Genomic DNA, 25,598 nt, shown 5'->3' on the forward strand with positions numbered 1-25,598 from the left:
ACCTCGCCAATCGGGACAACGCGCATGCGAGGACACCGGCATATGCCGACAGCACCACCGGATCGTGTGTTGCCGAATCCCTTACGGGGCATGGCTGCCTGTGCAACAGTCGTAACCGGCTCTTCCGTCAGCCTTGGTCGCACCGCGCCTGCATCGGAGTACGTCATGCCGTCCCATCTGTTTGCGGACCGCCCCGCACCTCAGCCGCCCGAGCGCGGCACGGTCGACGCGCTCATCTCCCAGACGCAGCGCCTTCGCGGAGACGTGGACGCCGTGCGCCGCGACACCGTGCCCGACGCCACGGACCCGCAGGGCCGCTGGCAGCGCGCCCTGTGCGAACTCGCCGTGCACCAACTCGACGACCTCAACACCCACTTGGGCCAGCTGCGCGCCGGTGCCCCGGCCGGCTCCCTGCACGACGGCGGCCGGGACGCCCGGTCCGCCCCGTCGCGGCCCGAACCGCAGCGCGGATCCCTGCTCAGCAGGGTCGGCAGCGCCGAGTGGAACCTCCTGACGGACGAGGTCACCTGGTCCGGCGAGCTCTACGCCATATTCGGCCGGGACCAGGCCAAGCAGCCGCTCACGCTCGACGAACTCCCCGCCCTCGTGCACGCGGAGGACCAGCCCCTGCTCACCACGATGGTGACGGACTGCCTCGTCGACGGGCGGCCCATCGACGGCGAGTTCCGCATCGTCCGCCCCGACGGCGAAGTGCGCACCGTGCACATGATGGGCGAGCCCGTGCTCGACGCCAACGGCATGACCGCCTCGATGTGGGCCGTCCTGCGGGACGTCAGCGAACTGCGCCGCAGCCAGCTCGCGGTGCGCGAGAGCCAGGAGTCCCTGCAACGCCAGCAGCAGCTCGCGGAGACCGAGCACCGCGTCGCCGTGGAGCTGCAGGAGGCCGTACTGCCGCCCTGGCGCGGCTCGCTCCGCTTCCCGCACGGCAGCCCCGCGGCCCTGGACCTGGCGGCGCACTATCTGCCGTCCTCCTCCAGCGCGCTGATCGGCGGCGACTGGTACGACGCCCTGCAACTCCCGGACGGAGACGCCCTGTTGAGCGTCGGCGACCTCACCGGGCACGGCGTCACCGTCACCTCCGGCATGGCGATGCTGCTCGGCGCGCTGCGCGGGATGGCGATCGCCGGTTCCCAGCCGGGACCGCTGCTCGGCCACCTCAACCAGATGCTGGACACGGCCGTGCAGCCCGCCCTGGGCAGCGCGGTGTGCTGCCGGTACGACCCGGTGCACCGCACGCTCACCTGGGCACAGGCCGGGCACCCCGCCCCCCTGCTGTTCCGCGGAGGGACGGGGCGCGCGCTGACACCGCCGGACGGAGTGCTCCTGGGCGCCACCTCGGGCGCGGTGTACGAACAGGCCGAGGAACGCCTGGAGATCGGCGATCTGCTGCTGCTCCACACCGACGGCCTCGTGCCCGGACGTGACGGCACCGCGGGCGCCGAGCGCCTCCTGGACCTGGCTCCCCGGTTCGCCGGGGCGCGCGGTGCTCAGGAGTGCGTACGCACGGTCGTCGAGGAGTTCGGGCAGACCGAGCGCGAGGACGACGCGTGCGTCCTGGTCGCGAAGATCGGGGCGCCCTGAGCCCCTGCTGAGAGGCGGCGGGGAGCCCCTGCTGAGAGGCGGCGGGATCGCCGCCTCTCAGGGGCGCGAGGCTGTGTCGATGTGCGGCTGGCGCCGCGTGGGCGCGAGGACGGACCACCGGCCCGACACCCGGCGACGAGGCAGCCACCCGGCAGACAGAACCCCGCAGCCGGGGCGACCGGCGAGGGTCGTCACGCCCTCACACTCTTACCCTTCCCCTTCGACTGCGCCTTGGGCAGGGCCAGTTCGATCTCCTCGCGCAGATCCTGGATCTTCTGGTACGAGGCGTACTGGCCGGTGAGGCGGTACATCTCGCGCAGCCGGTCCCAGGTGCGGTGCGAGGAGGTCTCGCCCATCGACACCAGGGCCAGGCGTGCGTACCGGTCGGCCTGTTCCGGGTCGTCGGCGATGAAGCAGGCGGAGGCCAGCGAGATGTAGTCGAAGATCTTCGAGCGCTGCCGTCCGCCGACCCGCAGCTCCAGCGCCTCCTTGGCGTGCCGTTGGGCGATGCTCGACGCGCTGGGGTCGTGCTCGGCGAGCGTGCGGTACGCCAGGGCCTGCATGCCGTGCATATCGGCCTCGTCGAACATCTGCATCCAACTCGGCGGTGGCACATCGCCCTTGTCCGAGACGAAGAGTTCCTCCGCCTCGCCGAGGGTGCGCCGCATCGCCTGGCCCTTGCCCATGGCGGCCTGCGCCCAGGCCTCGATGGTGTGCAGCATCGCCTGGGTGCGCGGCAGGACTTCGTCGCCCGAGCCGGACTTGGCGAGCTTCATCAGGTCCAAGGCGTCGTCGGGCCTGCCCAGGTGGACCATCTGGCGGGCGCCCCGGGAGAGCGCCTCGGCGGCGCGCGGCCGGTCGCCGCCTTCGCGGGCCGCGTGTGCGGCGATCACGAAGTACTTCTGGGCGGTGGGTTCCAGGCCGACGTCGTGCGACATCCAGCCCGCGAGGACCGCGAGGTTGGCGGCGACGCCCCACAGGCGCCGCTGGAGATGGTCGGGGTGGTGGTAGGCGAGCATGCCGCCCACCTCGTTCAACTGGCCCACCACGGCCTTGCGTTGCAGCCCGCCGCCACGGGAGGCGTCCCAGGCGCGGAACACCTCCACCGAACGCTCCAGCTCCTCGATCTCCTGCGACCCGATGGGGGCGGCCTCGTACCGGTCGTACCCAGCGGGGTCGGCATGCAGGGGGTCGTGGGAGCGGGGTGCGTCGGCGGACAGGGCCGGGTCGGTGTGCAGCCAGTCGTGCATGGCGCTGCTGAGTGCGGATCCCGCGGCGAGCGCGGCGCCCGCGCCCACCAAGCCGCGTCGGTTGAGCATGAGGTCCATTCCCGTGAATTCGGTGAGGACCGCAGCAGTCCGCTCGGGCGCCCAAGGCAGTCCGTCGGGGTTGTCCTGCTGCCCCTTGCTCTGCCTCTTTCCCGTACGCCCGTGCCGGACCAGACCGAGGTCCTCGATGGTCACGACACGGCCGAGTCGCTCGGTGAACAGGGCCGCAAGGACCCGCGGCACGGGATCGCGCGGGATCTCTCCCATGTCGATCCAGCGCCGCACCCGCGAGGTGTCGGTCGCCAGCTGCGGATGGCCCATGGCCGCCGCCTGCCGGTTCACGAGTCTCGCCAGTTCGCCCTTGGACCAGCCGGCCAGGCCGAACAGGTCTTGCAGGCGAGTGTTGGGTTCGCTGCTCACGTCAAGCCCCCAGGTTCTCGGCTGAGTTGACAGTAACCGCCTGTCAGATGCGGTGCGACTATTCGCCAGGGTTCGCCAGGGTGCGCCACATGGTGTGCCAGGTGCCGGGAGGTGTCAGGTAGATATGCGCCACCCCGCCCCGGCGGTCGTACCGCACTCCCCAGGGTGCTGAACTGCAGCCGGGCGGGTGGCGTATGTGACTCGTCGGCACACGAAGGGATCTGTCTCGCCCATGTACGCAGCATCGTCCTCCGTGTCCGCTCCGCCCCGGCCGCAGGCCCACCGTCAGGGCAGCGGCCCGTACTTGGCACCGTCCCGACAGGCGGTCCCCGCCATAGGCGGCCGGATGCGCCGCCCGGCCCCCGGCACGCAGCCGCTCAGCGGCAGACTCGACCTGTCCGGCGCTCAGGGCGCGCAGTTGCGTACGGCCATCGCGTCCGTACTGCGGATCTGCCCGGAGTTCAACCCGGTGCAGGTGCTGCGGCGCAGCGGCCGCTCCGTACTCCTGGTCGGTACGACCGGACGCTCCACCGCGGTCGCCAAGTGCTTACTGGACGACTCCCCCGCGTGGTCGGAGCGGCTCCAGCACGAAATAGCTTCATACCGCGCGTTCGTCCGGCACCGTCCGCCGGTACGTGCGCCGCGGCTCATCGCCGCCGACCCGGTGGGCGGCACGCTGGTGATCGAGCGGATGCCGGGGAGGGTCGCGGCCGTGCAGCGGCACCCGGTGGAGGCGCCGCCGCGCGCGGACATCCGTGCGGCGCTCGGCGCGATCTGCCGGCTCAACGCCTGGCGGCCGCCGGCGGGGATGTTCGACGCCCCGCTGGACTACGCCTCGCGGATCTCGCGCTACCACGAGCTGGGTCTGCTCACCGACCGGGACCTGGGCGACCTGCAGAAGCTGCTGCACGGCATCGCGCACTCCGCGGGCCCCAGCGGCATGGGCCAGTTCTGCCACGGCGACGCGCTGCTGCAGAACGTCCTGCTCTCCCCGGCGGGCCCGGTCCTCGTCGACTGGGAGCACGCCGGCTGGTACCTGCCGGGGTACGACCTGGCGACGCTCTGGTCCTGTCTCGGTGACGCCCCCCTGGCGCGCCGTCAGATCAGCCAGCTCGCCCAGTCCGCGGGCCCGGCGGCGCGCGACGCGTTCCTGGTGAACCTGATGCTGGTCCTCACCCGGGAGATCCGTACGTACGAGACGGCCGTGCAGCGCGCCATGCACGACCAGGCCCCGGCAGCACCGGGTCAGGCCCAACCCGGTGCTGCTCCGTCCGGCGAGGAGCAGCGGCTGCTACTGCGGCGGCTGCACGACGACTGCGCGCTGGCCCGCAGGGCGGTGCGCGCGGCGGTCGGCACTCGCTGAGGAAGGCCTGCGGCGCTGTCGGTCGTCTGCCGCATGCGTCGTGGCTGGTCGCGCAGTTCCCCGCGCAACCCTCCCCTCCGGGCACGGTCCGTGTCCATCCGTGCTGACACCCATGTCGGGCCGTCAGGCGCGGATGACACGATGTCGCTCTTGCCGTGTTCGCGCTCCAGGCCGGCGCGGCGTATTCCACCAGCAAGTAGGGGATCAGGGAGGGGACAGGCCGTGCCTGCTCCACGGATGAGCACGACGCCGCTGCCCGGCATCGGCGTCCAGTACGACCTCACCACGCGTGAGGACCGCCATGTCTCGGTGGTCGCGCACCGCGACGGTACGCGCACCGTCAACGTCTACCAGGCCGACGACCCGGACGCGTGCCTGCAGTCGCTGCATCTGACGGGGCCCGAGTCGGCCTCGCTGATCGACGCGTTGATGCCGGCGCACCACAGCCCGAATGTGCTGCACACCACGGATCTGGGGCTGGTGGCCGAGCGCATAGAGCTGTCGACGCACTCGCACTGGAACGGCCGGGTGCTCGGCGAGACGCGGATGCGTACCGACACGGGCGCGTCCATCGTCGCCGTGCTGCGGCGCTCCGGGGCCATTCCGTCTCCGGCGCCGGACTTCCGCCTTGCCGGTGGGGACACGCTGATCGTGATCGGTACCCGCGAGGGCGTCGAGGCGGCCGCGGCGATCCTCGGGCAGGAGTGACCTCGTGCACTCTGCTCTCTTCCTGATCGAGTTCGGCGCGATCATCCTCGGCCTGGGGCTGCTCGGGCGGTTCGCCGGGCGGTTCCAGTTCTCGCCGATACCGCTGTATCTGCTCGCCGGGCTCGCGTTCGGCGAGGGCGGGCTGCTTCCGCTCGGCGCGAGCGAGGAGTTCGTGGCGATCGGCGCCGAGATAGGCGTGATCCTGCTGCTTTTGATGCTGGGTCTTGAGTACACGGCGACCGATCTGGTCTCCAACCTCAAGACCCAGTACCCGGCGGGGCTCGTCGACTTCTGTCTGAACGCGCTGCCCGGCGCGCTCGCCGCGCTGCTGCTCGGCTGGGGTCCGGTGGCGGCGGTGGTGCTCGCGGGCGTCACGTGGGTGTCGTCGTCCGGTGTCATCGCGAAGGTGCTCGGCGATCTCGGCCGGGTCGGCAACCGTGAGACGCCCGTGATCCTCAGCGTTCTCGTCCTCGAAGACCTGGCGATGGCGGTGTATCTGCCCATCATCACGGCCCTGTTGGCGGGGGTGAGCCTCGCTGCGGCGAGCGTCACGCTCGCCATCGCGCTCGGTGTGGCCGGGCTCGTGCTGTTCGTCGCGCTCCGCTACGGGCGCGTCATCTCCCGCTTCGTCTCCAGCGACGACCCGGAGAAGCTGCTGCTCGTGGTGCTCGGCCTGACGCTGCTCGTGGCGGGCATCGCCCAGCAGCTCCAGGTGTCGGCGGCGGTGGGCGCGTTCCTCGTGGGCATCGCGCTGTCCGGTGAGGTCGCGGAGGGTACGCACACGCTGCTGAGCCCGCTGCGGGATCTGTTCGCCGCGGTGTTCTTCGTCTTCTTCGGCCTGCACACGGACCCGGCGAGCATTCCTCCGGTGCTGCTGCCCGCGTTGGTCCTGGCCATCGGCACGGCGCTCACGAAGATCGCCACGGGGTACTGGGCGGCCAAACGCGCCGGGGTCGGCGTCAAGGGCCGCTGGCGCGCGGGCGGCACGCTGGTCGCACGCGGCGAGTTCTCCATCGTCATCGCGGGCCTCGCCGTGACGGCCGGCATCGAGCCCGCCCTGGGCCCGCTGGCGACGGCGTACGTCCTGATCCTGGTGATCGTGGGCCCGCTGACCGCGCGGTACACGCAGCCGATCGCCGGTTACTTCATCAAGCGGCGCGAACGCTCGGGCGGTGGGGGTGGACCGTCCTCCGCGAGCGTGCCCGCGCAGGAGCGGCCGGAGACGGCCGAGGCGCACGGCGGGGCGAAGCCGTAGCGCGCACGGCACGGTGGACGACCGCAGGGCCCGCACCCGTCTCGGTGGGTGCGGGCCCTGGTGCCGTCAGGTGTCGTTCACGTACCGCTGTGGAACCGCGCCGCGTCCACGTCGAAGGCGTTGTCCTGCGGTGACGTGAAGACCAGGTACAGCTTGTGGCCGCCGCCGGGCAGGGCTTCGACGGGGACCGCGGGCGTCTCCTGATAGGTGTCCCAGCCGCCCGTGTTCGGGACCGGGGTCGTCGCCAGGAGCTTGCCGTCCGGGGCGCCCGAGCGGAGTTCGATCGCGCCCACTCCGTACGGCGAGGACAGCTTGTAGCTGACCTGGTCGACGCCCTCCAGGCTCATCGGGTCGAAGGCGATCCAGTCGCCGTCGCTGATGTCCCCGATGCGTTTGCCGTTCTCGGCGCCCTCCTGGGAGACGATCCGGGTGCCGGACTGGTCGTCGCGGTACTCGGCCTGCTTGTGGCGGGGTTGCAGCACCGACCGTCCGTAGCCGGTGAGCGCCGACGTCCCCTCGGCGCCCTGGTCGGTGTACTTGGCGTTGAGGACGTACGTGAGGTCCGCGCCCTCGGGGTGGCCGCCCAGGTCGCCGGTGTCGACGGTGCCCTCGCAGCCGGGGATGTCGGTCGTCGGGTGCTCGTGGTCGTCGTGGCCGAGGGCCGGGTTGACGGTGACCTTGGAGCAGTCGACGGTGCCGTCCTCGGGGTCGGTGACCGTGACCTTGTACGGGATCTTGTCGCCGAAGGTGATCAGCTTGCCGTCGAGCGGGGTCTCCACCTTGACCGTGGGGGCGGTGTTGCCCGCGGTGATCGGGATGTTGGCGAAGCCGGTCTTGCCGGTGGAGTCCGTGACCTTCAGCTGGGCCGTGAAGTCGCCCTTCGTGGTGTAGGTGTGGCTGGGGTTGGCTTCCGTGGAGTCGAAGGTGCCGTCGCCGTCGAAGTCCCAGGCCAGGGTGAGGGCGTCACCGTCGGGGTCGCTGGTGCCCTCGCTGGAGAAGTCGACCTTCAGGGGTGTCGGGCCGTTGGTGGCGGATGCCTTGGCCTTCGCGAGGGGGCTGCGCTGGCCTTGCGCGTAGTCGATGCGGTAGAGGCCGGAGTCGTTGTTGCCGCCGCCGAACTCCGAGCCCCATTCGAGGACGTAGAGGGAGCCGTCGGGGCCGAAGGTCATGTCCATGGGTTTGGTGAACTTCACCGAGTCCATGAAGTCGTTGATCTTCAGGAGCTTCTCGTCCTGGTCGAAGCGGATCTCCTTGACGGAGTTGCGCGCCCACTCGTAGAAGAAGCTCGCGCCCTCGAAGTAGGCGGGGAACTTGGTCTTCGACGGGTTCTTGGCGTCGTAGTGGTAGACGGGTCCGCTCATCGGGGCGGAGCCGCCGCTGCCCATCTCGGGGAACTCCTTCGACTCGCCGTAGCCATACCAGATTTCGGGCTGGACGAGCTGCGGCAGGTCCTTGAGGCCGGTGTTGTTCGGGGACGGGTTGGTCGGCTTGTCGCAGTCGAACTTGGCGCCGACCTCCTGGGTGTCCGGGTTGTACGGGGCGTACGCCTGGTTGTTGCCGTGGCAGAACGGCCAGCCGTAGTTGCCGGGCTCCTTGATGACGTTGTACTCGACGAGTCCCTCGGGCCCGCGGTCCGTGGTGGGGGCGCCGCGGTCGGGCCCGTAGTCGGAGACGTGCACGTACCCCGTCTTCGGGTCGACGGTGAAGCGGAACGGGTTGCGGAAGCCCATCGCGTAGATCTCGGGGCGGGTCTTGTCGGTGCCCTTGGCGAAGAGGTTGCCCTTGGGGATGCTGTAGCCGCCCTTGTCCTTGGGCTTGATGCGGAGGATCTTGCCGCGCAGGTCGTTCGTGTTGCCGGCGGTGCGGGCGGCGTCCAGCATCTCCTTGCCCTCGCGCCAGTCGAGCGGGGCGTAACCCTGCCAGTTCGGGTCGAGGTTGGGCGGCACGTCGTCGCCGGTGGACAGGTAGAGGGTGCGGTCCGGGCCGAACTCGACGGCGCCGCCGGTGTGTCCGGGCTCGGGGAAGGTGCGGTCGCGGTACGCGGGGACGTCGATGAGCTGCTTCTCACTGGCCTTGTCCAGCTTGCCGTCCTTCACGGTGAAGCGGGACAGGCGGTTGATGTCGTCCTTGGCTCCGGCGGGCGCGTAGTACAGGTAGATCCAGTGGTTGTCCTGGAACTTCGGGTCGAGTTCGAGGCCGACGAGGCCGTCCTCGCCGCCGGTGTAGACGTCCAACTGGCCCGCGCTGGTGGTCTGGTGGGACTTCGGGTCGAAGATCTTCACCTCGCCGTTGCGCTGGGCGTAGAAGACCTTGCCGTCGGCGGCGACGTCCAGCTCCATCGGGTCGGCGGTGTTGTCGTCGAGGGTGATCTTCTCGTAGCCGTTCCAGACGGTGCCGCCGCAGTCGCCCTTCGCCTTGCCCGCGGCCCACTTGACGCCGCCGATGACGTGCTCGCGGAAGTACGCCTCGTTGTAGGACGCCTTGTCGTGGCCCATCGCGGTGGCCCAGACCTTGCCGCCCTCGGTGGTACGGCACCAGGAGATCGGGTGGTCGGCGCCCATGGCCGAGCCGCCCGGGTCGTACGTGGTCTCGTCGGCCGTGACGAGGACGTGCACGTCACCGCGGGGATTCTTATCGAAGTTGTACCACTCCTCGGGGCGCTCCCAGCGTTCCGGGAGGCCCTTGGTGGAGGGGTGGACGCGGTCGGCGACCTTCGCGGTGCCCTTGAGGACGCCGGGCGAGTGGGCGGGCATGTGGGCGCCCGCGTTGATGGTCTCGTCCCACCACGGGAACTCCTCCTCGACGCCCATGTCGAGGGTGTTGTGGAGGGCGACGACGCCCTTGCCGGAGCGGACGTAGTTCTGCATCGCCTCGCGCTGGGCGTCGGTGTCCCAGACCATGCCGGAGTTCTGCAGCATGACGATGACGTCGAAGTCCTTGAGCTTGTCGTCGGCGAAGACGGTGGCGTCGTCGGTCTGGACGACCTCGAAGTTGTTGTCCTCCGCCTCCTCCTGGAACATCTGGATTCCGGCGGGGATGGAGTCGTGGACGTACCCGACCGCCTTGGTGAAGAGCAGCGCGCGGAACTCCGGCGCCTTGCCCGCGGCGGTGGCGGGCAGCGCGGTCAGCGCGAGCGCCAGGGTGGCGAGCAGGGTGAGCAGTGTTCTTCGTATGCGTTTCGGCAGTGCACGTGGGTGGCGACCCATGGACCGTTCCTCTCTCGTCGTACGGGTGAGGTGGTGCCGGATGGTGGTGCGTGCCGGAGATCGGGGGCCTGTCAGAGCGCCGTGAGCGTGCGGCGCAGGAAACCCAGGCCTTCGGTGGCGAGGGCGTCCTGGGTGGTGGCGAGGGGGCGCCATACGGATGCGGCGACCGCGATGGCGTCGTTGTGCGCGGTGAACGACTCGATGCAGAGTGGGAGCCCGGGTGCCGCGTCGGCGAGGGCGCGCAGGAAGCCCGGCCAGTCGAGGTGGTCGGCGCCGGGTGCGCCCCGGTCGTTGGCGCACACCTGGACGTGCGCGATGCGCTCGCCGGCGGTGTGCACGGCGGCGGACAAGGAGTGCTCCTCGATGTTCTGGTGGTACGTGTCGAGGGCGAGGCCGATGCCGTCGGCGGGCAGTCCGTCGAGGGCGTCGAGGGTCTGGGCGACGGTGTTGACGAAGCTGGTCTCGTACCGGTTGAGGGGTTCGACGGCGAGGCGGACTCCGGCACGCCGGGCGTACTCGACGACGGGCGCGAGGTGCTCGCGCCACTCGGCGTACGCGGCCGACCGTTCCCGGGTGTCCATGCGCCAGGTCCGGCCGACGGCCGCGTAGAGGGGCCCGGCGACGACGGGCGCGCCGATCGCGTGCGCGTGGTCGACGCAGCGGCGCAGGTAGTCCTGGGTGGTGCGGGCCGTGTCCGGTGTGGTGCGGACGAGGTCGCGGCCGGGTGTCATGACGCCGATGACGGCGGCCGGGGAGAGGCCGGTCGCGTCGAGGAGCTTGGCGCAGCTCGCCGGGTCCCAGTCGTCCGGCTGTTCCAGGGGCAGTTCGACGCAGTCGAAGCCCCAGCCGGCGAGGCGCGGCAGGGTCTCGGCGAGGGCGTCCGTGGTGACGGGCGAGTGCCAGATCCACGGGTTGGCGCCCAACTGCCGTGCGGGGGCGGTCACTTCTTGCCTCCCCAGTCCTCGGGGAAGCCGGGCAGCTTCTCGCAGCCGCACATCGCGTAGTGCAGCGGCGGCATGCCGTCCTTCAGATACGTGTCGAGGTTGTCCTGCGTGACGGTCGGCTGCGGCAGCTTCCACTCCTCGGGAACCTGCTCGCCGTCGAGGACGCGCAGGGCTGCGATGACCGGGGTGCGCCACTGGAAGGTGGGGTAGGTGGGGGCGATCGCGGTGAGGTCCTTGTCCTTCCAGGCCTGAAGGAAGTCCTGCTGGTCCTCGCCGGTGATCGGGGGTACGTCGACGCCCGCGTCCTCGAAGGCCTCCACGGCGGCGACGGCGGTGGCGCCCGAGTCCATCCAGACGCCGTCGATCTGCCCGTGCCGGGAGATGGCGTCGGCGACGACGGACTTGGTCTTGGCGGTGTCGCCCTCGGTGAACTTGACGTCCACGACGTCGAGTTCGCTCTTGTCGAAGGCGACCTTGGCGGCGGACCAGCGGTTCTCCAGGACGTCCACACCGGGCGAGATGCGCAGGGCGAGGATCTTGCCCTGGGGCTTGACCTTGTCGACGAGGAAGTCGGCGGCGACCGCTCCGTAGCCGTACCCGCCGATGGGGTTGATGAAGGTGACGGCGCAGTCGGTCTCCACGCCCCGGTCGAAGACGATCACGGGGAGTTTGCCGCAGGCCTCCTTCACGGCGGGGGTGAGGGTGGCGGTGGTGTTGGGCGAGACGATCAGCGCGTCGCAGCCCTTTCCGGTGAGCTCCTGGATGTCGGAGATCTGCTTGTCGTCCTTGCCCTGGGCGTCGAGGACGGTGAACTCGCTGATCTCGTCGTGGAGTTCGACCTCGGCCTTCATGGTCTTCAGGCCGACCTGGCGCCATGGGTTGAACACCCCGGCGTTGGAGAAGCAGAGGTGGACGCCGCCGGAGCCCTTCTTCGCGTACTGCGACGTGTCCTTCATCCTCGGTTCGAGCATCTGCTCCCAGGGCTTGCCCTCGGGGCCTTCCGGGGTGACCTTCGCGAGCTTCAACTGCCGTTCGTATTCGGCCTGTTGGAAGAACTCTGACTGTTTTCCGTCGGCTTCCGAGCCACTGCTCTGGGATGCGGCGGCGGGCGCGTCGGGCGGGACGTCGCTGGTGCAGGAGGCGAGGAGGGCGGCGGCGAGGGCCGCGGCCGAGCCGATCAGCAGGGGGCGGGGGCGGCTCATGGCGTACTTCCTTCCGAGGAATGCGTACGGGGGCTGCGCGCCGCGGACTGCGTACGGCGGCGGCGCAGGCGGGCGAAGTCCGCGGCCCCGATGCCTACGGCGGCGATGACGATGACGCCCTGGACGGTGGATTCGAGGGCGCCGGAGACGCCCTGGAGGTTGAGCAGCGTGAACAGGGCCTGGAGCGAGAACGCCCCGGCCATCGCGGCGAGCACCGAACCGCGCCCGCCGCCGAGCGCCACCCCGCCGAGCACGACGGCGGTGATCGCCTCGAACTCCATGCCGCGCCCGGCCTGCGCGGACACCCCGGAGAAGCCGCCGACCAGGACGGCGGCGAGCGCGGCGGCCACTCCGGACAGGACGAAGGCGAGGACGCGGACGCGGTGCACCCGTACGCCGGACAGGGCAGCGGTGCGTTCGCTGTCGCCGGTGGCGATGAGAGTGCGCCCGAAGTCGCGGCGCATCAGCCACACCGCGAGCACGGCGGCCGCGGCGCAGGCGAGCACGGCCCACGGCAGCCACCCGAAGGCGGTGCCGCGGCCCAGGGCGCGGAACTCCTCGGGGAGCACACCCTGCGGGGAGCCGCCGGTCCAGTAGAAGACGGCGCCTTCGAGGATCAGCATCATGCCGAGCGTGGTGATGAACGAGGGCACGCGCAGGCCGGTGCTGATCAGCCCGTTGACGAGGCCGACGACCGCTCCGGCGAGCAGCAGCGCGAGCGTCATGAGCAGCCAGTGCGCGCCGGGGTACGAGCCGTACAGCTCGGCCGCCACGACCACCCCGGCGGTGACGATCGCGCCGACGGACAGGTCGAACTCGCCGCTGACGATGACCAGATACTGGCCGGCCGCGAGCAGCACGAGGGGTGCCGCGCGCTTCACGAACGCGAGGAAGCGGTCGGGGTCGTAGAAGCCGGGGTCGGTCAGGGCGAGCGCGGCGAGGAGGACGACGAGCAGCACGTAGACGGGCGTGCCGGGGCCGAAGGTGACCCCAACTCGCTTGCCGTGTACGGGAGTTGCCACCGTCATGCGGACCTCCTCGCGCCGCGCCGCGCGTACAGGGCGACGGCGGCGATGATGACGACGCCGCGTACGACGTTCTTGAAGAACGGGTCGACGGACAGCTGGTTGAAGACGCTGTCCAGGACGGCGAGGACGAGGACGCCGCCGAGGGTGCCGGCCACTCCCCCGCGCCCGCCCGCGAGGACGGTGCCGCCGAGGACGACGGCGGCGATGGACTCCAGGTCGTACCGCGCCTCGGTGCCCGCCCAGGGTGCTCCGGCGCCGAGCCGGGCGGCGAGGAACAGGGCGGCGGCGCCCACGCACAGGGAGCACAGGACGTGCGCGGCGATCACGGTGCGGCGGGTGCGGACGCCGGAGAGGCGGGCGGCGTGCTCGTCGCCGCCGGTGGCGTACATGTGGTGGCCGAGGCGGGTGCGCCGGGTGATCAGCCACAGCGCCAGGGCGACGGCGGCGAGCAGGAACAGGGAGACGGGCAGCGGGCCGATGCGGTCGTAGCCGAGCCGCTGGAAGGAGGCGGGCACCTTGCCCGCCGGGCCCGTGTAGTGGTGCTCGATCCAGCCGCGCAGGATGAACGCGGTGCCGAGGGTCGCGATGAACGCGTTGACCTTGAGCCCGGTGACGACGAGCCCGTTGGCGAGCCCCACGGCCGCCGACAGGGCGAGCACCGCGAGCACGGCCGTGACAACGCTGCCGCTCTGCATGGTCTCGGCGGCGACGAGCGTGCCGAGCCCGATGAGGTACGCGACGGACAGGTCGAGGGAGCCGGTGAGGATCACGGCGCTCTGGCCGACGGCGACCAGGCCGAGGGCGACGCTGTTCTGCAGGATGCCGGTGATGTTGGCCTGGGTGAGGAACGTACCGCCGTCGAGCGTGACGACGAGCCAGCCGAGCAGGGTGACGGCGAGGGCGGCGAGCCAGACGCCGACGACGGGGTCGGTGAGCCGGGACGCCTTCCGCGGCGGGGACTTCACCGGCGCGGGGGCGAGTGCGGTGCCGGTCATGCGGCTCCCTCCGCGGCCGACGGCGCTGGTCTCTCCGCGGCCGAGGTGGCGAGCCGCATGATGTCCTCCTCGCTCGCGCCCGCGGGCAGTTCACCGGCGATCCGGCCCTCGGCCATGACGAGGACGCGGTCGCTCATGCCGATCAGCTCGGGCAGTTCCGAGGTGATGAGCAGCACGGCGAGCCCGTCGCGGGCGAGTTCGCGGATCAGCGTGTGGATGGCGGCCTTGGCGCCGACGTCGACGCCACGGGTGGGTTCGTCGACGATCAGCACCTGCGGGTGGGCGGCGAGCCACTTGGCGATGACGACCTTCTGCTGGTTGCCGCCGGACAGATACTGCGTCTGCTGGTCCTCGCCGCGCGCCTGGAGCCTGACGCGGTCGAGGAGCCCGGCCAGGGAGCGTCCTGCGGGCGGGCGTCCTCGGGCGGGTACGGCGCGGGTGACGAGCAAGGCGTTGTCGCGTACGGACTGGCGCAGGGCGAGCCCTTCGGTCTTGCGGTCCTCGGTGACGAGGGCGAGGCCCGCGCGGATGGCCTGGCGCGGGCTGCCAGGACGCAGCTCCCGGTCGCCGACGGTCATCCGGCCGTGGGTGAAGGGCGCGGCGCCGAACAGGGCGCGGGCCAGGGAGGTACGGCCCGAGCCCTGGAGGCCCGCCACTCCGGTGATCTCGCCCGCGCGCAGGCGCAGGTCGATGGCGTGCAGCCGGTCGTTGCCCGCGCCGGTGACGGTGAGCCGGAGCGCGCCGAGCTCCTCGGGGCGGGCGCGCGGCGGGTAGTAGGCGCTGAGCTCGCGGCCGACCATGGCGCGGACGACCCGGTCGGTGTCGGTGTCGGCGGTGCGGGTGGTGGTCACGCGGCGGCCGTCCTTCAACACCGTGACGCGGTCGGCGAGTTCGAAGACCTCGCGGAGCCGGTGCGAGATGTAGAGGACGCCGAGCCCGCGGGCGGCGAGGCGGCGGACGAGGTCGTGCAGGAGTCCGGCCTCGTGGTCGGCGAGCGGGGCGGTCGGCTCGTCCATGACGAGGACACGTACGTCGGAGGCGCCTCCCAGGGACTTGACGATCTCCACGGTCTGCTGGCGGGCCACGGACAGATCACGGACGTACGTGTCCGGGGTGAGGCCCTCCGCCGCGCCGATGCCGAGTTCGGTCAGGAGGCGCGCGGTCTGCTCGCGCATCGCGCGCCGGTCGACGAGGCCGCGGCGGGTGGGTTCGCGGCCGAGGAAGACGTTCTCGGCGACCGTGCGGTGCGGCAGGAGCGCGAACTCCTGGTGGATGATGCCGATCCCGGCGGCCTGGGCCTGGGCGGGATGGCCGAACCGGTGGGCGGTGCCGTCGAGCCGGACGGTGCCCTCGTCCGGGACGTGCTCCCCGGCGAGGACCTTCATCAACGTCGATTTGCCGGCGCCGTTCTCGCCGACCAGGGCGTGCACCTCACCCGCCTCCAGGTCGAGGTCCACGCCGTGCAGCACCCGTACTCCGAGAAAGCTCTTGGACACACCCTGCATCGTCAGCATCGCCGGCATTCGTACGGCTCTCCTTCGACAGCGGGCGCGGAAGCGCACCGCGGAGCAATGTCCTGGCCCGCGTTTGACCTGTCAAGGGTTCAAGCGCCGTTCTTCACAACGAAATTGACGGGTACTTAGGTCGATTGCCGAACGCTGCGTGCCTTGTGAGCGGTTGAAGTCGTCCCTAGGCTGGCGGACATGTCCTCAGCCCCGGAGTACGCCTCGGCGCCGTCCCCGGCCGCCCCTCCCGTCCCGTCCCCGGTGTCCGCCGCGTACTCCCCGGGCGAGGTGCTCTCGCTGGTCAGCTCGGGGGCGGCGGCGACCCGCGCCGACATAGCCCGGCTCACAGGGCTGGCCCGCTCGACGGTCTCGCAGCGCGTGGACGCCCTGGTCGCGCACGGCTTCCTCGACGAGGACAACGCCGACGGCGGCTCCACCGGCGGGCGCCCGCCCCGCCGCCTGCGCCTGCGTACGCGCGAGCACGCGGTCGCGGGCGTCGACCTGGGGGCCTCGCACTGCCGGGTGGCGCTGCTCGACATCGGCGGCGCGATGCTGGCCCTGCGCGAGGACCCGCTGTCCATCGCGGACGGCCCGCAGGCGGTGCTCGGCCATGTCGAGCGGACCCTGGACGGCCTGCTCGCGGAGGCGGGCCGCGAACGGCACGGGCTGCGGTCGATCGGCGTCGGGGTGCCGGGGCCCGTCGAGTTCTCCACCGGCCGCCCGGTGGACCCGCCGATCATGCCGGGCTGGCACCGGTACCCGATCCCGGAGTTCTTCGCGTCCCGCTACGGCGCCCGCGCCCTCGTCGACAACGACGTGAACGTGATGGCCCTGGCCGAGCAGCGCCGCGCCTTCCGCGACACCCGCTATCTGCTCTACCTGAAGGTCGGTACGGGCATCGGCTGCGGCATCGTCGCCGACGGCCGGCTGCACCGCGGGGCGCAGGGCAGCGCCGGGGACATCGGGCACATCCGCGTCGGCGAGCTGGACGACCCGTGCCGCTGCGGCAACTCGGGCTGCCTGGAGGCGGTGGCGGGCGGCGCGGCCCTTGCCCGGCGCCTCGCCGACCTCGGTCTGGACGCGTCCTCGGGCAGCGATGTCGTACGCCTGGTGCAGTCCGGGAACCGGGAGGCGGTGCGGATGGTGCGCGAGGCGGGGCGCGCGGTCGGCGAAGTCCTCGCCGGGCTCGTGAACTTCTTCAACCCCGACGCGGTGGTCCTCGGCGGCGCCCTGGCCGCGGTCCACGACCAACTCCTCGCGGGCGTACGGGAAGCGGTGTACCGGCGTTCGCACCCGCTGGCCACGCACGTCCTGCGGATCGAGCCGAGCCGTACGGGAGAGAACGCCGCGGCGGTCGGCGCGGGCATCCTCGCCATCGAGCACGCGCTCTCCCCCGAACAGGTGGACCGGGCCCTGGCGGGCGCCGCGCGCTGAACCGACCCGGTGTGGTCGGCGGTCCGTGTCCGGCCTGCTCAGCGGGCGTTCAATGGTCCAGGCCACTGACGGGGCGCAGGCGGGCCGACGTGCGCGGAGGAAACCCGCCGGGAACCGTCCTGACATGGGAAATCCCGCTGCCGTAGGCATGATTGACGGATCGTCGGAGAGCCGGTACCACTGACACCCACGTTCGGCCCCGCACGCCCCATCGCGACCCATCGCCCCGGGAGGCAGCATTGCGAAGGTCAGCCCATGCCGGAGATGTGACCGTGCGCCGACGTCTGACGAGGACCTCGGGCGCCGTGGCATCGGCCGCCCTGCTGCTGCCCCTGCTGGCGGCCGCGCCCTCCGATGACGCCCCGGCCCCGCCCTCCGCGCGGTTGCAGAGCGCCTTCGCGGCGGCGGCAGCCGAGTACCGGGTGCCGCAGAGCGTGCTCCTCGGCGTCTCCTATCTGCAGTCCCGCTGGGACGCGCACGGCGGCGCCCCGAGCGTCAGCGGCGGCTACGGCCCGATGCATCTGACCGACGCGCGCACCGCGATCGAGGAGGCCCCGCACCACAGCCACGGCGAGGAGGACGCCCGCGGCGACACCCGCCGCCCGGCCCGGGTGCCCGAGGCGAAGCTGCCCGACGCGTCCGAGCTGCCCGAACGCCTGCGCACCCTGCCGAAGGCCGCCGAGCTGACCGGCATCGGCGCCGACGAACTGCGCACCGACCCGGCGGCGAACATCCGCGGCGGCGCCGCCCTGCTCGCCGCCGCGCAGCGCGAGGCCGGGGCGGACGCCGACAGCGCGGACCCGGCGGACTGGTACGCGGCCGTCGCGAAGTTCTCCGGCGCCGACGACCAGGCCTCCGCGGCCTCGTACGCCAACGAGGTGTTCGCGGTGATCCGCGACGGCCAGACCCGCACCACCGACGCGGGCCAGCACGTCGAGCTCGCCGCCACCAGGGGCCTGGAGCCGGACGCCAGCCGGATGGGGAAGCTGGGCCTGCGCCGCGCCTCGGGCGCCGCGACGGACTGCCCTAAGACGATCTCCTGCGAGTGGATCCCGGCGCCGTACGAGGAGTTCGGCGACGAGGACTACGGCAACCACGACAAGGCCGACCGGCCGAAGGACCAGAAGATCCGGTACATCGTGGTGCACGACACCGAGGGCACCTGGGACACCACCCTGAAGCTGGTGCAGGACCCCGAGTACGTGTCCTGGCAGTACACGCTGCGCTCCACCGACGGCCATGTCGCGCAGCACCTGAAGCTGAAGGACGTCGGCTGGCACGCGGGCAACTGGGCGGTCAACGCGCAGTCGATCGGCCTGGAGCACGAGGGCTTCCTCACCAAGCCGGACGCCTGGTACACGGAGGCGATGTACCGCAGCTCGGCCCGCCTGGTGAAGTACCTCGCGAAGCGGTACGACATCCCGCTCGACCGGCAGCACATCCTCGGCCACGACACCGTGCCGGGCAGCACGACCTCGGCGATCCCGGGCATGCACACGGACCCGGGCCCGTACTGGGACTGGCAGCACTACTTCACGCTGATGGGCAAGCCGTTCAAGCGGACGGCGGGGCCGGACGGCGGTCTGGTGACCGTGGTTCCCCGATACGACCAGCACAAGCCGGAGTTCACGAGCTGCGAGGAGCCCGGCGACACGTGCCCGGCCCACGGTTCCAGCGCGGTCCGGGTGCACACCGAGCCGCGCGACGACGCCCCGCTGGTCAAGGACATCGGCCTGCGCCCCGGCGGCGGTGACTCGACGACCGGCGTGAACGACCTCGGCTCGCGCCTGTCGACGGGCCAGCGGTACGCGGTCGCGGACCGCGAGGGCGACTGGACGGCGGTCTGGTTCCTCGGGCAGAAGGCCTGGTTCAAGAACCCGAAGAAGCAGCCCACGGCGGTCGACGCGGCGGGCCCGACGATCACCCCGAAGGCGGGTGCCGAGGAGATCCCGGTGTACGGGCGCCCGTACCCGGAGAGCTCGGCCTACCCCTCGGACATCAAGCCGCAGCCGGTGTCCCCGCTGCCGTACAAGCTACTCAAGGGCCAGAAGTACGCGACGGGCGGGAAGGTCCCGGGCGAGTACTACTACGCGACGACGTTCGACACGTCCGACCACCAGGTGGTGCGCGGCAAGGACGCGTACTACGAGATCCAGTTCGGTCACCGGATCGCGTTCGTACGGGCTGCGGACGTGCGGGTCGTGCCCTCGGGTTCGTAGCGGGGCGCGAGCAGAGGCTCGCCGGGCCCGGATCTGCGTGGGGGCAGGTCCGGGCCCGGCGTATGCGTGGGGCAGGTCCGGGCCCGGCGTATGTGCGTCGGCGGGTGGGCGGTCAGCCCTGCTGGAAGAGCTCCGCGGGCAGCGGCTTCAGGAGCGCGTACAGATCGTCCGTGATCGGGCGGTCCCAGGCGGCGATGGTCACCAGGACGTTGTCGCTCCGGTCGAACTGGACGCAGGAGATCCGGCTCTCGGAGAGCTTGAGGCGGCGCACGATCAGCAGGTTGTCGCCCTGCATGACGGGCACGTCCTCGGTCTCGACGACCTCGATGTCCTCGTCGTTCTCCAGGGCGAGCAGCAGCTGCGCCACCTCGAACGGAACGTCCTTCTCGCCGGTCTCGCGGGCCGGGGAGCCCTCCGGGAGGTTGCCGATGACCATGGCGGGGCCGCGGCCGCCGAACAGGTCGTACCGCAGGAACACGCCCTGGCAGCTGCCGTCGGGGGCGGGCAGGAGGCCCGCGCCGAGGTTGCCGGGCCAGTCCCCCGGGTCCATGGCCAGGACGTCGAAGTCCGGGCCGGCGGGGGTGGGGGCGCTTCGGCGGCGGAGGAAGGACATGCCGTCCATGGTACGTGGCTTTCGACACGGCCGGACGCCGGGCCCCGACCGGCCCGACGCCCGGCGCGAAGCGCGTGCGGGCCGGTCAGACCCCCTGTGGGCGACGGGCCGCCCGGCTGTTCGGGACACAACATCGGCCGGACCGGAGCGAGTTCACGGGTTCGCTCCTCAGGCCCCCGCGTCCGCCGCCAGCCGCCCCAGCAGGTCCACGGCCTCCTCGGCCCGCTCGTACGGCACGAACAGGTGGTCGTGGTGGAAGCCCGCGACGACGTTGCAGCTGAGGCCCGCGTCGGCGAGCAGACCGGCGACGGCGGCGGTCAGGCCGACGGCGTCGAGCGCGGAGTGCACGCGGAGCGTGATCCACCCGGCGACATACGCGTACGGCAGTCCGGCCCGGTCCGCCTCTTCCTGCCGTACGACGAGGGTGCGGCCCTCGTCCTCGCGGACCGTGACGACCGGGTCCAGGCCGGGCGGGATCCCTCCGGTGACGGTGGCGTACACGTACCGGTGCGGGTCCAGGTGGGGGCGCAGGCCGGTGAGGAGGCGGGTGAGGTCGCGTTCGGCGGGGCCGTGAGCAGGGGGTTCTTCCTGGTTGGGGTGCATGCGGTCAGGCTAGAGGGCGCTCTCGACGCGGTGCCGGTCGTGGTGGCGGGCCACGCGGGCGCGGTTGCCGCAGGAGGGTTTGCACCACTCCTGGCGCGGATGCTCCTTCAGGAAGTAGCGCACGCAGCGCGGGGCGTGGCAGGCCCGCAGCCGGGTGCGGTCGTCGCTCGCGAGGAAGAGGGTGGCGGCGCGGGCGAGCGCGGCCAGGAGCAGGTCGGCGGGCGGTCCCGAGGCGGTCGGCACGTACGTGATCTCGGGTGCGGCGGACTCCGGCCAGGTCAGGCGGGGCGCGACGGGGACGCGGGCGGCGGCTGCGGCGAGCCGGTCGAGCGCCTCGGCTCCGGGGAGCAGCCGCTGTGCGTCGGCGGGGCTGGGCGGCGCGGGGCGGACGGCCCGGGCGAACAGTGTGCGTACGGCCTGCCGCAGTGCGCGTACGGCGGTGAGGGCGTCCTCGTCCGCGACGAAGTCGCCGAGCGGCGCCCCGGCCTCGGCGAGCTCATCGCCGCGCGCGGCGACCCAGCGGGCCAGCCCGTCGACCCCGTCCAGATCGTCGGCGATCCCGCCCTTGCCGTCGTGGCGGACGGTGAGGGCGAGATCGAGGACGAGATCGGGGACGAGATCGGGGACGAGCCGGGGCGCGGGCATGGGCTCGATGCTAGCTTCGGCGTCCGGCGGCGAGGGGGTACGGGGATGGATCGGAAGCGGATCGATCACTGGAGGGCGGGGCTCACGCGCGTACCGGAGTCCGTGTGGGCGCGCGTGGACGCGGAGGAGCTGATCCTCGCGGACAACCTCCTCACGTCCGTCTCCCCGCGTCTCGCGGAGCTGACCCGGCTGCGGACCCTTGACCTCGGGCACAACCGGCTGGTCGCGTTGCCGGAGGCGATCGGTGAGCTGCGGGGGCTGTGCGACTTCCTGTATCTGCACGACAACCAACTCAGCGCACTGCCCGAGGAGTTGGGTCGGCTGGCTCGGCTGCGCTACCTGAACGTCGGGGAGAACCCGCTCGACCGGCTCCCCGAATCCCTGGGCGGGATGCGGGAGTTGGTGGAGCTGCGCGCTCAGCACGCCCGCCTCGCCGCGCTTCCCGAGTCCGTCGGCGACCTGGCCGCCGTGCGTGAGCTGTGGCTGCGCGGCAACCGGCTGACGACGTTGCCCTCCTCCGTACGACGGCTGCGCGAGCTGCGGGAGGTCGAGTTGCGGGAGAACCGGTTCGGGGCCGTGCCGGAGGCGTTGCGGGGGCTTCCGTTGCTGCGGCGCATCGATCTGCGCGGGAACGCGGTACGTGAACTGCCTTTCTGGTTACTGGAGTTGCCCGTCCTGGAGAAGCTGGATCTGCGGTGGAACCCGGTGGAGGTTCCGGTCGAGGTGGAGGCGCGGCTCTCCGCACGGGGGTGTGTGGTGCTGTGGTGAGCGCGTCGGAGGGCTTTCTCGGGCGGTTGCCCGATCCGTACTGGAACGTGCCGTACAGGGGTGCGCGGTTCCCCGGGTCGGCCGACGTCACCGCCCGGCCCGGTCTCGCGCTGGGCGCCAACTGCCAGTTGTTCGCGTACGCCGTGCTCGGGCACTTCGGTCTGACGGCGCCGCCGCTGCGGTCGAGCGAGCTGTGGCAGGACACGGCGGCCACCGTGCACGTGCCGGTGCCGCGCCCGCTCGACCTTGTGCTGTTCAACGCGGACGAGGATTCCTACGGCGCCCACGTGGGCGTGTGGGCCGGGGACGATGCCGTGCTGCACCTGTGCGCGGAGCTGGGGCGGCCCGTGGTGTGGTCACTGGCCGACTTCGCGGAGCGGGACCCGTACCGGGTGCTGCTCGGGGCCAAGCGGGTCGTCGTACGGGAGCGCTAGACCGTGTCGTGGGCGGCCATGACGTGTTTGACGCGGGTGTAGTCGTCGAGGCCGTAGCGGCTCAGGTCGCGGCCGATGCCGGACTGTTTGCAGCCGCCGTGCGGCATCTCGGCGGGGATCACCTGGTGGCAGCCCAGCCACACGCAGCCGAAGTCCAGCTCCGCGCTGACCCGCATCGCGCGGGCGAGGGCGGTCGTCCACACGCTGGACGCGAGGCCGAAGTCCACGCCGTTGGCGAGCTCGATCGCCTCGGCCTCCGTGTCGAAGGGCTGGACCGTGACCACAGGGCTCCGAAGATCTCCCGCTGCACCACGTCGTCCTCCTGCCGTACGCCGGAGACGACCGTGGGCGGGAAGAACCAGCCGGGGCGGTCGAGGCGGCGGCCGCCGGTCTCGACGCGGGCGTGGGCGGGCAGGTCCGCGAGGACGGCGGCCACCCGTTCGGCGTGGGCGGCGCTGTTCAACGGCCCGCGGACCGGGTGCCCGACACCCAGTTCCGCGACTCGGCGTGGCAGGCCTTCGAGCTGCTCCTGCGCACGGTGGCCCAGTTGCCGGTGCCGCCGCACGTCGCCGACGTCTCGCGCCGGGTCGGCGAGAGCCGGGCTCTGCAGGGCGTTCCGCTGGACGCTCTCCTTGAAGCCGCGCGCCTCGACTTCCGGGTGGTCTGGGCAGCGCTCGTACGACGGGCCGAACCCGCCGACATGACCGAACTCGTCGGCTCCGCCTACCACGTGTGGGAAGCCGTCGAGGGCCATGTCACGGGGATCATGACGGCCTATCAGCGCACGGTCCTGGAGATGGGCCGACGCGAGGCGGACGAGCGGCGCATGTGGTTCGCGCGGCTGATGGAGAGCGAGGGCCACAACCCGACGGTCGTACGGGACGCCGGGCTCGCCCTCGGGTTCGCTCCGGACGGCAGCTTCCTGTGCGCGGCGTCGTCCGCGGCGGCCGGGCCGGGCCTTCACCAGGCGGCGACGGCGCTGCGGGCCGCCGATGCTCCGGTGCAGCAGCAGATGGTGGGCGGCGACGCGGTGCTCGTCGTCCAGCTGGGCCGCCAGACCACCCGCGAGCGCGTGACCGAACTGCTCGCGGACTCGCCGTGCGGGATCGCTCCCCCGGCGGCGGGCCTGGCCGCCGTGCCCCGGGCCGCGGGGCTCGCCATCGCCAGGGCACAGGTGCTGCCGCCCGAAGCGCACTCGCCACGGCTCCTGGAGGACTGCTGGCTCGACGTACTGGCCCACCGCGCGGGCGACTTCGCGCGCGACCTGGCCGACGACGTCCTGGGCGGCCTGGACGCGCCCGCCGTCTCACGCTCGGAGGCGGCCCGGCTCCTGGAGACCGTACGGACGCACCTGGACGGCAGCGGCTCCATCGCGGAGACCGCCGAAGCCCTCTACTGCCACCGCAACACGGTCCAGCACCGCTTCGCCCGCTTCCACGAACTCACCGGCCGCGACCCACGCCGCCCCGACGACGCGGCCCTCGTCGCGGTCGCCCTCCGGGCCCGCCGCCCGGGGCCCGAACCGGCGTAGGCATAGGCGTAGGCGTAGGCGCACCCGCGTACGAGGCGACACGGCGTACTGGCATGCTGCGTCGCATGAAGATCGCGACAGCCCAGCTCACCTGCTCCCCCGCCGACCTTCCGGCGAACCTGAAGCAGCTCGGCGTCCTCGCCGACGAGGCCCGCGGGCGGGGCGCCGAGCTCGTGGTCTTCCCCGAACTGGCCCTCACCGGGTACGAGCTCGATGCCGTACTGTCCCGGCGCGACCTCTGGATCCGGCCGAACGACGCCCGCCTGGACGCGCTCCGGGCGGCGGGCATCGCCGTCGTCGTCAACTGCGTCGCGGTCACCGGGGAGGAGCGGCCCGCCATCGAGACACTGGTCTTCGGGCCGGACGGCGACCTGCTCACCACGTACCGGAAGCAGCATCTGTTCGAGCACGAGCAGGAAGCGTTCGTGGCGGGGCGGCACGACGGGCGGTTCGAGCTCGGCGGGCTCCGCTTCGGCCTGGCGACCTGCTTCGACAACCACTTCTCCGCCCTCCTCTCCCGGGTCGCCGACGACCGGTGCCAGGTGCTCCTCGCCAGCTCTCTGTACGGCACGAGCGGCGGCGTGGAGGAGCTGGCGAGGGTGTATCCCGGCATCGCCGAGGCGTTCGGCCTGCATGTCGTCCTCGCCAATCACGTCGGCCCGGCGGGCGCCTGGACCGGCTGCGGCCGCTCGGGGCTGTGGTCGCCGGGCGGCGGCCTGCTCGTACAGGCGGATGCCGAGCGGACCATGGCCGTCCTGGCGGATGTGGAACCCGGTGCGGCCTAGGGACCTGAAGTCCTAAGGCCCTAAGCAGGCAGTTCGCGTGGCCAACCGCCCGCCGAGCGGAGCAGGTCGATGAAGGCGCGCTCGGCCGGGGACAGCAACCGGTCGCGGCGGCGGACCAGGTTGACCGGGCGGGGGCGGGGCGCCGGGCTGACCGGGAGGACCGTCAGCGTGCCCGCGTGTACGTCGTCGACGACCGCGTGCTCGGAGATCAGCGCGATTCCCAGGCTCGCCGCCACACACTGCTTCGCGGCCTCCGGTCCCCACACCGCGCCCCGGGACACGGCGTCCAACTCCCATTCGGAGAGCGCCTGTTCCTGCAGCACCCGGGTCTGCGAGCCCGGTTCGCGGAGCAGGAAGCGGCAGTCGGCGAGGTCCCGCGGCGCTACCTCCGCGCGCCCGGCGAGGGGGTGTGCGGGGGACGCGACGAGGACGAGGCGCTCGTCGAGGACGGTCTCCGTGAGGAGTTGGGAGGCGGTGGGCACGCCCGCGACGACCGCGACGCCGATGTCCCCGGCCAGGAGGCGTTCCAGTACGGCCTCGTTGTTGCCGACGAACACATCGCACTCGATGCCCGGGTGCCGCTCCTGGAAGCGGGCGAGGAGGGACGGCAGCAGATACGTGCCGACCGTCGTCGAACCGCCCACGAGGAGCCGTCCCGAAGCGAGGCCGCTGACCTGCTGCACGGCCGCCACCGCCTCCTCGGCGAGCAGGAACACGCGCTTGCCGTACTCGGCGAGGACCTCGCCCTCGGCGGTGGGCCGGGCGCGGGCGCCCGAGCGGTCGATCAACGTCACCTTCAGGGACTGTTCGAGCCTGCGCACCTGGTTGGAGACGGAGGGCTGGCTCATGTAGAGCCGCTGCGCCGCCGCGGAGAAGCCCTGGTGCTCCACGACCTGCATGAAGATCCACAAACGGTGGAGGTTGAGTTCCACGCGCCCCCTCGCCCCACGCTCTCGTAGCTCACCCGGCATGCCCCGGCCGATCACCGGGCGCCGAGCCTAGCCCGCCCCCGGGCCCGCCGGGGAGGCCCCGGACCTGCCCGCTCTCGGATCGGGGGGCTATGGCCGCCA

23 protein-coding genes are annotated in these 25,598 nt (G+C 72.0%); 10 read left to right on the top strand and 13 right to left on the bottom strand.

Annotation, left to right across the window (positions count from 1 at the left end):
* The first annotated feature begins 165 nt into the window (after positions 1-165).
* Positions 166-1,602, top strand: a complete 1,437-nt coding sequence (locus tag QIT00_RS21845; protein WP_282537028.1) for a PP2C family protein-serine/threonine phosphatase — start codon at positions 166-168, stop codon at positions 1,600-1,602.
* Between the two features lie 191 nt (positions 1,603-1,793).
* Here QIT00_RS21845 and QIT00_RS21850 read toward each other — a convergent pair whose 3' ends face one another.
* Positions 1,794-3,290: a DNA-binding protein NsdB gene (locus QIT00_RS21850; RefSeq protein WP_282537029.1), complete on the bottom strand. Its 1,497-nt coding sequence runs from the start codon at positions 3,288-3,290 to the stop codon at positions 1,794-1,796.
* A 232-nt stretch (positions 3,291-3,522) separates the two neighbouring features.
* On the opposite strand from QIT00_RS21850, the gene QIT00_RS21855 reads away from it, so the two are divergent.
* The 3 genes from QIT00_RS21855 (at position 3,523) to QIT00_RS21865 (ending at position 6,616) form a co-directional block, all read left to right on the top strand.
* Positions 3,523-4,653, top strand: coding sequence for an aminoglycoside phosphotransferase family protein (locus QIT00_RS21855; protein ID WP_282537030.1), 1,131 nt, complete (start codon positions 3,523-3,525; stop codon positions 4,651-4,653).
* 237 nt (positions 4,654-4,890) lie between these two features.
* Positions 4,891-5,361 carry a TrkA C-terminal domain-containing protein gene (locus QIT00_RS21860; RefSeq protein WP_282537031.1) on the top strand — a complete coding sequence of 157 codons (471 nt, stop codon included), beginning with the start codon at positions 4,891-4,893 and terminating at the stop codon, positions 5,359-5,361.
* A 4-nt stretch (positions 5,362-5,365) separates the two neighbouring features.
* On the top strand, positions 5,366-6,616 hold the full coding sequence (locus QIT00_RS21865) for a cation:proton antiporter (protein ID WP_282537032.1): 1,251 nt from the start codon (positions 5,366-5,368) through the stop codon (positions 6,614-6,616).
* Positions 6,617-6,693: 77 nt separating this feature from the next.
* On the opposite strand, the gene QIT00_RS21870 is transcribed toward QIT00_RS21865, so the two are convergent.
* The 6 genes from QIT00_RS21870 to QIT00_RS21895 form a co-directional block, all read right to left on the bottom strand.
* Positions 6,694-9,822, bottom strand: coding sequence for a ThuA domain-containing protein (locus QIT00_RS21870; protein WP_282537033.1), 3,129 nt, complete (start codon positions 9,820-9,822; stop codon positions 6,694-6,696).
* A gap of 71 nt (positions 9,823-9,893) precedes the next feature.
* Positions 9,894-10,766 carry a sugar phosphate isomerase/epimerase family protein gene (locus tag QIT00_RS21875; protein ID WP_282537034.1) on the bottom strand — a complete coding sequence of 291 codons (873 nt, stop codon included), beginning with the start codon at positions 10,764-10,766 and terminating at the stop codon, positions 9,894-9,896.
* On the bottom strand, positions 10,763-11,968 hold the full coding sequence (locus QIT00_RS21880; protein WP_282537035.1) for an ABC transporter substrate-binding protein: 1,206 nt from the start codon (positions 11,966-11,968) through the stop codon (positions 10,763-10,765). The genes QIT00_RS21875 and QIT00_RS21880 overlap by 4 nt, the downstream gene beginning before the upstream one ends.
* Positions 11,965-12,996, bottom strand: coding sequence for an ABC transporter permease (locus QIT00_RS21885; protein WP_282537036.1), 1,032 nt, complete (start codon positions 12,994-12,996; stop codon positions 11,965-11,967). Before QIT00_RS21885 ends, QIT00_RS21880 begins: the two co-directional genes overlap by 4 nt.
* Complete coding sequence (locus tag QIT00_RS21890; RefSeq protein WP_282537037.1) at positions 12,993-13,991, bottom strand: ABC transporter permease; 999 nt, start codon at positions 13,989-13,991, stop codon at positions 12,993-12,995. Before QIT00_RS21890 ends, QIT00_RS21885 begins: the two co-directional genes overlap by 4 nt.
* Positions 13,988-15,505 carry a sugar ABC transporter ATP-binding protein gene (locus QIT00_RS21895; RefSeq protein WP_282537107.1) on the bottom strand — a complete coding sequence of 506 codons (1,518 nt, stop codon included), beginning with the start codon at positions 15,503-15,505 and terminating at the stop codon, positions 13,988-13,990. The genes QIT00_RS21890 and QIT00_RS21895 overlap by 4 nt, the downstream gene beginning before the upstream one ends.
* 189 nt (positions 15,506-15,694) lie before the next feature.
* Here QIT00_RS21895 and QIT00_RS21900 point away from each other — a divergent pair, with 189 nt between their 5' ends.
* Both QIT00_RS21900 and QIT00_RS21905 read left to right on the top strand, forming a co-directional pair.
* Positions 15,695-16,930 carry an ROK family transcriptional regulator gene (locus tag QIT00_RS21900; protein ID WP_282537038.1) on the top strand — a complete coding sequence of 412 codons (1,236 nt, stop codon included), beginning with the start codon at positions 15,695-15,697 and terminating at the stop codon, positions 16,928-16,930.
* A 239-nt stretch (positions 16,931-17,169) separates the two neighbouring features.
* Positions 17,170-19,149 (top strand): N-acetylmuramoyl-L-alanine amidase, encoded by a 1,980-nt coding sequence (locus QIT00_RS21905; protein ID WP_408909822.1) that lies wholly within the window; start codon positions 17,170-17,172, stop codon positions 19,147-19,149.
* A gap of 112 nt (positions 19,150-19,261) precedes the next feature.
* Here the strand turns inward: QIT00_RS21905 and QIT00_RS21910 are convergent, their stop codons facing one another.
* From QIT00_RS21910 to QIT00_RS21920, 3 genes are all read right to left on the bottom strand, one after another.
* The gene (locus QIT00_RS21910; RefSeq protein WP_282537040.1) at positions 19,262-19,762 is read right to left on the bottom strand and encodes a hypothetical protein; all 501 of its coding nucleotides are present in this window, start codon (positions 19,760-19,762) and stop codon (positions 19,262-19,264) included.
* Positions 19,763-19,930: 168 nt separating this feature from the next.
* Positions 19,931-20,365 (bottom strand): ACT domain-containing protein, encoded by a 435-nt coding sequence (locus QIT00_RS21915; RefSeq protein ID WP_282537041.1) that lies wholly within the window; start codon positions 20,363-20,365, stop codon positions 19,931-19,933.
* A gap of 9 nt (positions 20,366-20,374) precedes the next feature.
* Positions 20,375-21,010: a CGNR zinc finger domain-containing protein gene (locus tag QIT00_RS21920; protein ID WP_282537042.1), complete on the bottom strand. Its 636-nt coding sequence runs from the start codon at positions 21,008-21,010 to the stop codon at positions 20,375-20,377.
* 45 nt (positions 21,011-21,055) lie between these two features.
* Between QIT00_RS21920 and QIT00_RS21925 the strand changes: the two genes are divergently transcribed.
* Together QIT00_RS21925 and QIT00_RS21930 are read left to right on the top strand one after the other, a co-directional pair.
* Complete coding sequence (locus QIT00_RS21925) at positions 21,056-21,778, top strand: leucine-rich repeat domain-containing protein (protein ID WP_282537043.1); 723 nt, start codon at positions 21,056-21,058, stop codon at positions 21,776-21,778.
* Positions 21,775-22,212, top strand: coding sequence for a hydrolase (locus QIT00_RS21930; protein WP_282537044.1), 438 nt, complete (start codon positions 21,775-21,777; stop codon positions 22,210-22,212). The genes QIT00_RS21925 and QIT00_RS21930 overlap by 4 nt, the downstream gene beginning before the upstream one ends.
* On the opposite strand, the gene QIT00_RS38985 is transcribed toward QIT00_RS21930, so the two are convergent.
* Both QIT00_RS38985 and QIT00_RS38990 read right to left on the bottom strand, forming a co-directional pair.
* Complete coding sequence (locus tag QIT00_RS38985; RefSeq protein ID WP_408909824.1) at positions 22,209-22,439, bottom strand: aldehyde dehydrogenase family protein; 231 nt, start codon at positions 22,437-22,439, stop codon at positions 22,209-22,211. The two genes, QIT00_RS21930 and QIT00_RS38985, sit on opposite strands and share 4 nt — an antisense overlap.
* Complete coding sequence (locus tag QIT00_RS38990; protein WP_408909825.1) at positions 22,331-22,726, bottom strand: aldehyde dehydrogenase family protein; 396 nt, start codon at positions 22,724-22,726, stop codon at positions 22,331-22,333. The genes QIT00_RS38985 and QIT00_RS38990 overlap by 109 nt, the downstream gene beginning before the upstream one ends.
* Between QIT00_RS38990 and QIT00_RS38995 the strand changes: the two genes are divergently transcribed.
* Positions 22,616-23,743 carry a PucR family transcriptional regulator gene (locus tag QIT00_RS38995; protein WP_408909823.1) on the top strand — a complete coding sequence of 376 codons (1,128 nt, stop codon included), beginning with the start codon at positions 22,616-22,618 and terminating at the stop codon, positions 23,741-23,743. The two genes, QIT00_RS38990 and QIT00_RS38995, sit on opposite strands and share 111 nt — an antisense overlap.
* Positions 23,744-23,808: 65 nt before the next feature.
* Positions 23,809-24,528, top strand: coding sequence for a carbon-nitrogen hydrolase family protein (locus QIT00_RS21945; protein ID WP_282537045.1), 720 nt, complete (start codon positions 23,809-23,811; stop codon positions 24,526-24,528).
* Between the two features lie 20 nt (positions 24,529-24,548).
* Here QIT00_RS21945 and QIT00_RS21950 read toward each other — a convergent pair whose 3' ends face one another.
* The gene (locus QIT00_RS21950) at positions 24,549-25,460 is read right to left on the bottom strand and encodes a LysR family transcriptional regulator (protein WP_282537046.1); all 912 of its coding nucleotides are present in this window, start codon (positions 25,458-25,460) and stop codon (positions 24,549-24,551) included.
* Positions 25,461-25,598 lie beyond the last annotated feature (138 nt).

Source organism: Streptomyces luteolus (assembly GCF_029968015.1).
GTDB classification, from domain to species: Bacteria; Actinomycetota; Actinomycetes; order Streptomycetales; family Streptomycetaceae; genus Streptomyces; species Streptomyces luteolus.

Bases quoted from the DNA above. Each gene is read 5' to 3' on its own strand.
- QIT00_RS21845 (WP_282537028.1), top strand. From the start codon at position 166: ATGCCGTCCCATCTGTTTGCGGACCGCCCCGCACCTCAGCCGCCCGAG.
- QIT00_RS21855 (WP_282537030.1), top strand. From the start codon at position 3,523: ATGTACGCAGCATCGTCCTCCGTGTCCGCTCCGCCCCGGCCGCAGGCC.
- QIT00_RS21860 (WP_282537031.1), top strand. From the start codon at position 4,891: ATGAGCACGACGCCGCTGCCCGGCATCGGCGTCCAGTACGACCTCACC.
- QIT00_RS21870 (WP_282537033.1), bottom strand. From the start codon at position 9,822: ATGGGTCGCCACCCACGTGCACTGCCGAAACGCATACGAAGAACACTG.
- QIT00_RS21880 (WP_282537035.1), bottom strand. From the start codon at position 11,968: ATGAGCCGCCCCCGCCCCCTGCTGATCGGCTCGGCCGCGGCCCTCGCC.
- QIT00_RS21885 (WP_282537036.1), bottom strand. From the start codon at position 12,996: ATGACGGTGGCAACTCCCGTACACGGCAAGCGAGTTGGGGTCACCTTC.
- QIT00_RS21890 (WP_282537037.1), bottom strand. From the start codon at position 13,991: ATGACCGGCACCGCACTCGCCCCCGCGCCGGTGAAGTCCCCGCCGCGG.
- QIT00_RS21895 (WP_282537107.1), bottom strand. From the start codon at position 15,505: ATGCTGACGATGCAGGGTGTGTCCAAGAGCTTTCTCGGAGTACGGGTG.
- QIT00_RS21900 (WP_282537038.1), top strand. From the start codon at position 15,695: ATGTCCTCAGCCCCGGAGTACGCCTCGGCGCCGTCCCCGGCCGCCCCT.
- QIT00_RS21910 (WP_282537040.1), bottom strand. From the start codon at position 19,762: ATGTCCTTCCTCCGCCGCCGAAGCGCCCCCACCCCCGCCGGCCCGGAC.
- QIT00_RS21915 (WP_282537041.1), bottom strand. From the start codon at position 20,365: ATGCACCCCAACCAGGAAGAACCCCCTGCTCACGGCCCCGCCGAACGC.
- QIT00_RS21920 (WP_282537042.1), bottom strand. From the start codon at position 21,010: ATGCCCGCGCCCCGGCTCGTCCCCGATCTCGTCCCCGATCTCGTCCTC.
- QIT00_RS21925 (WP_282537043.1), top strand. From the start codon at position 21,056: ATGGATCGGAAGCGGATCGATCACTGGAGGGCGGGGCTCACGCGCGTA.
- QIT00_RS21945 (WP_282537045.1), top strand. From the start codon at position 23,809: ATGAAGATCGCGACAGCCCAGCTCACCTGCTCCCCCGCCGACCTTCCG.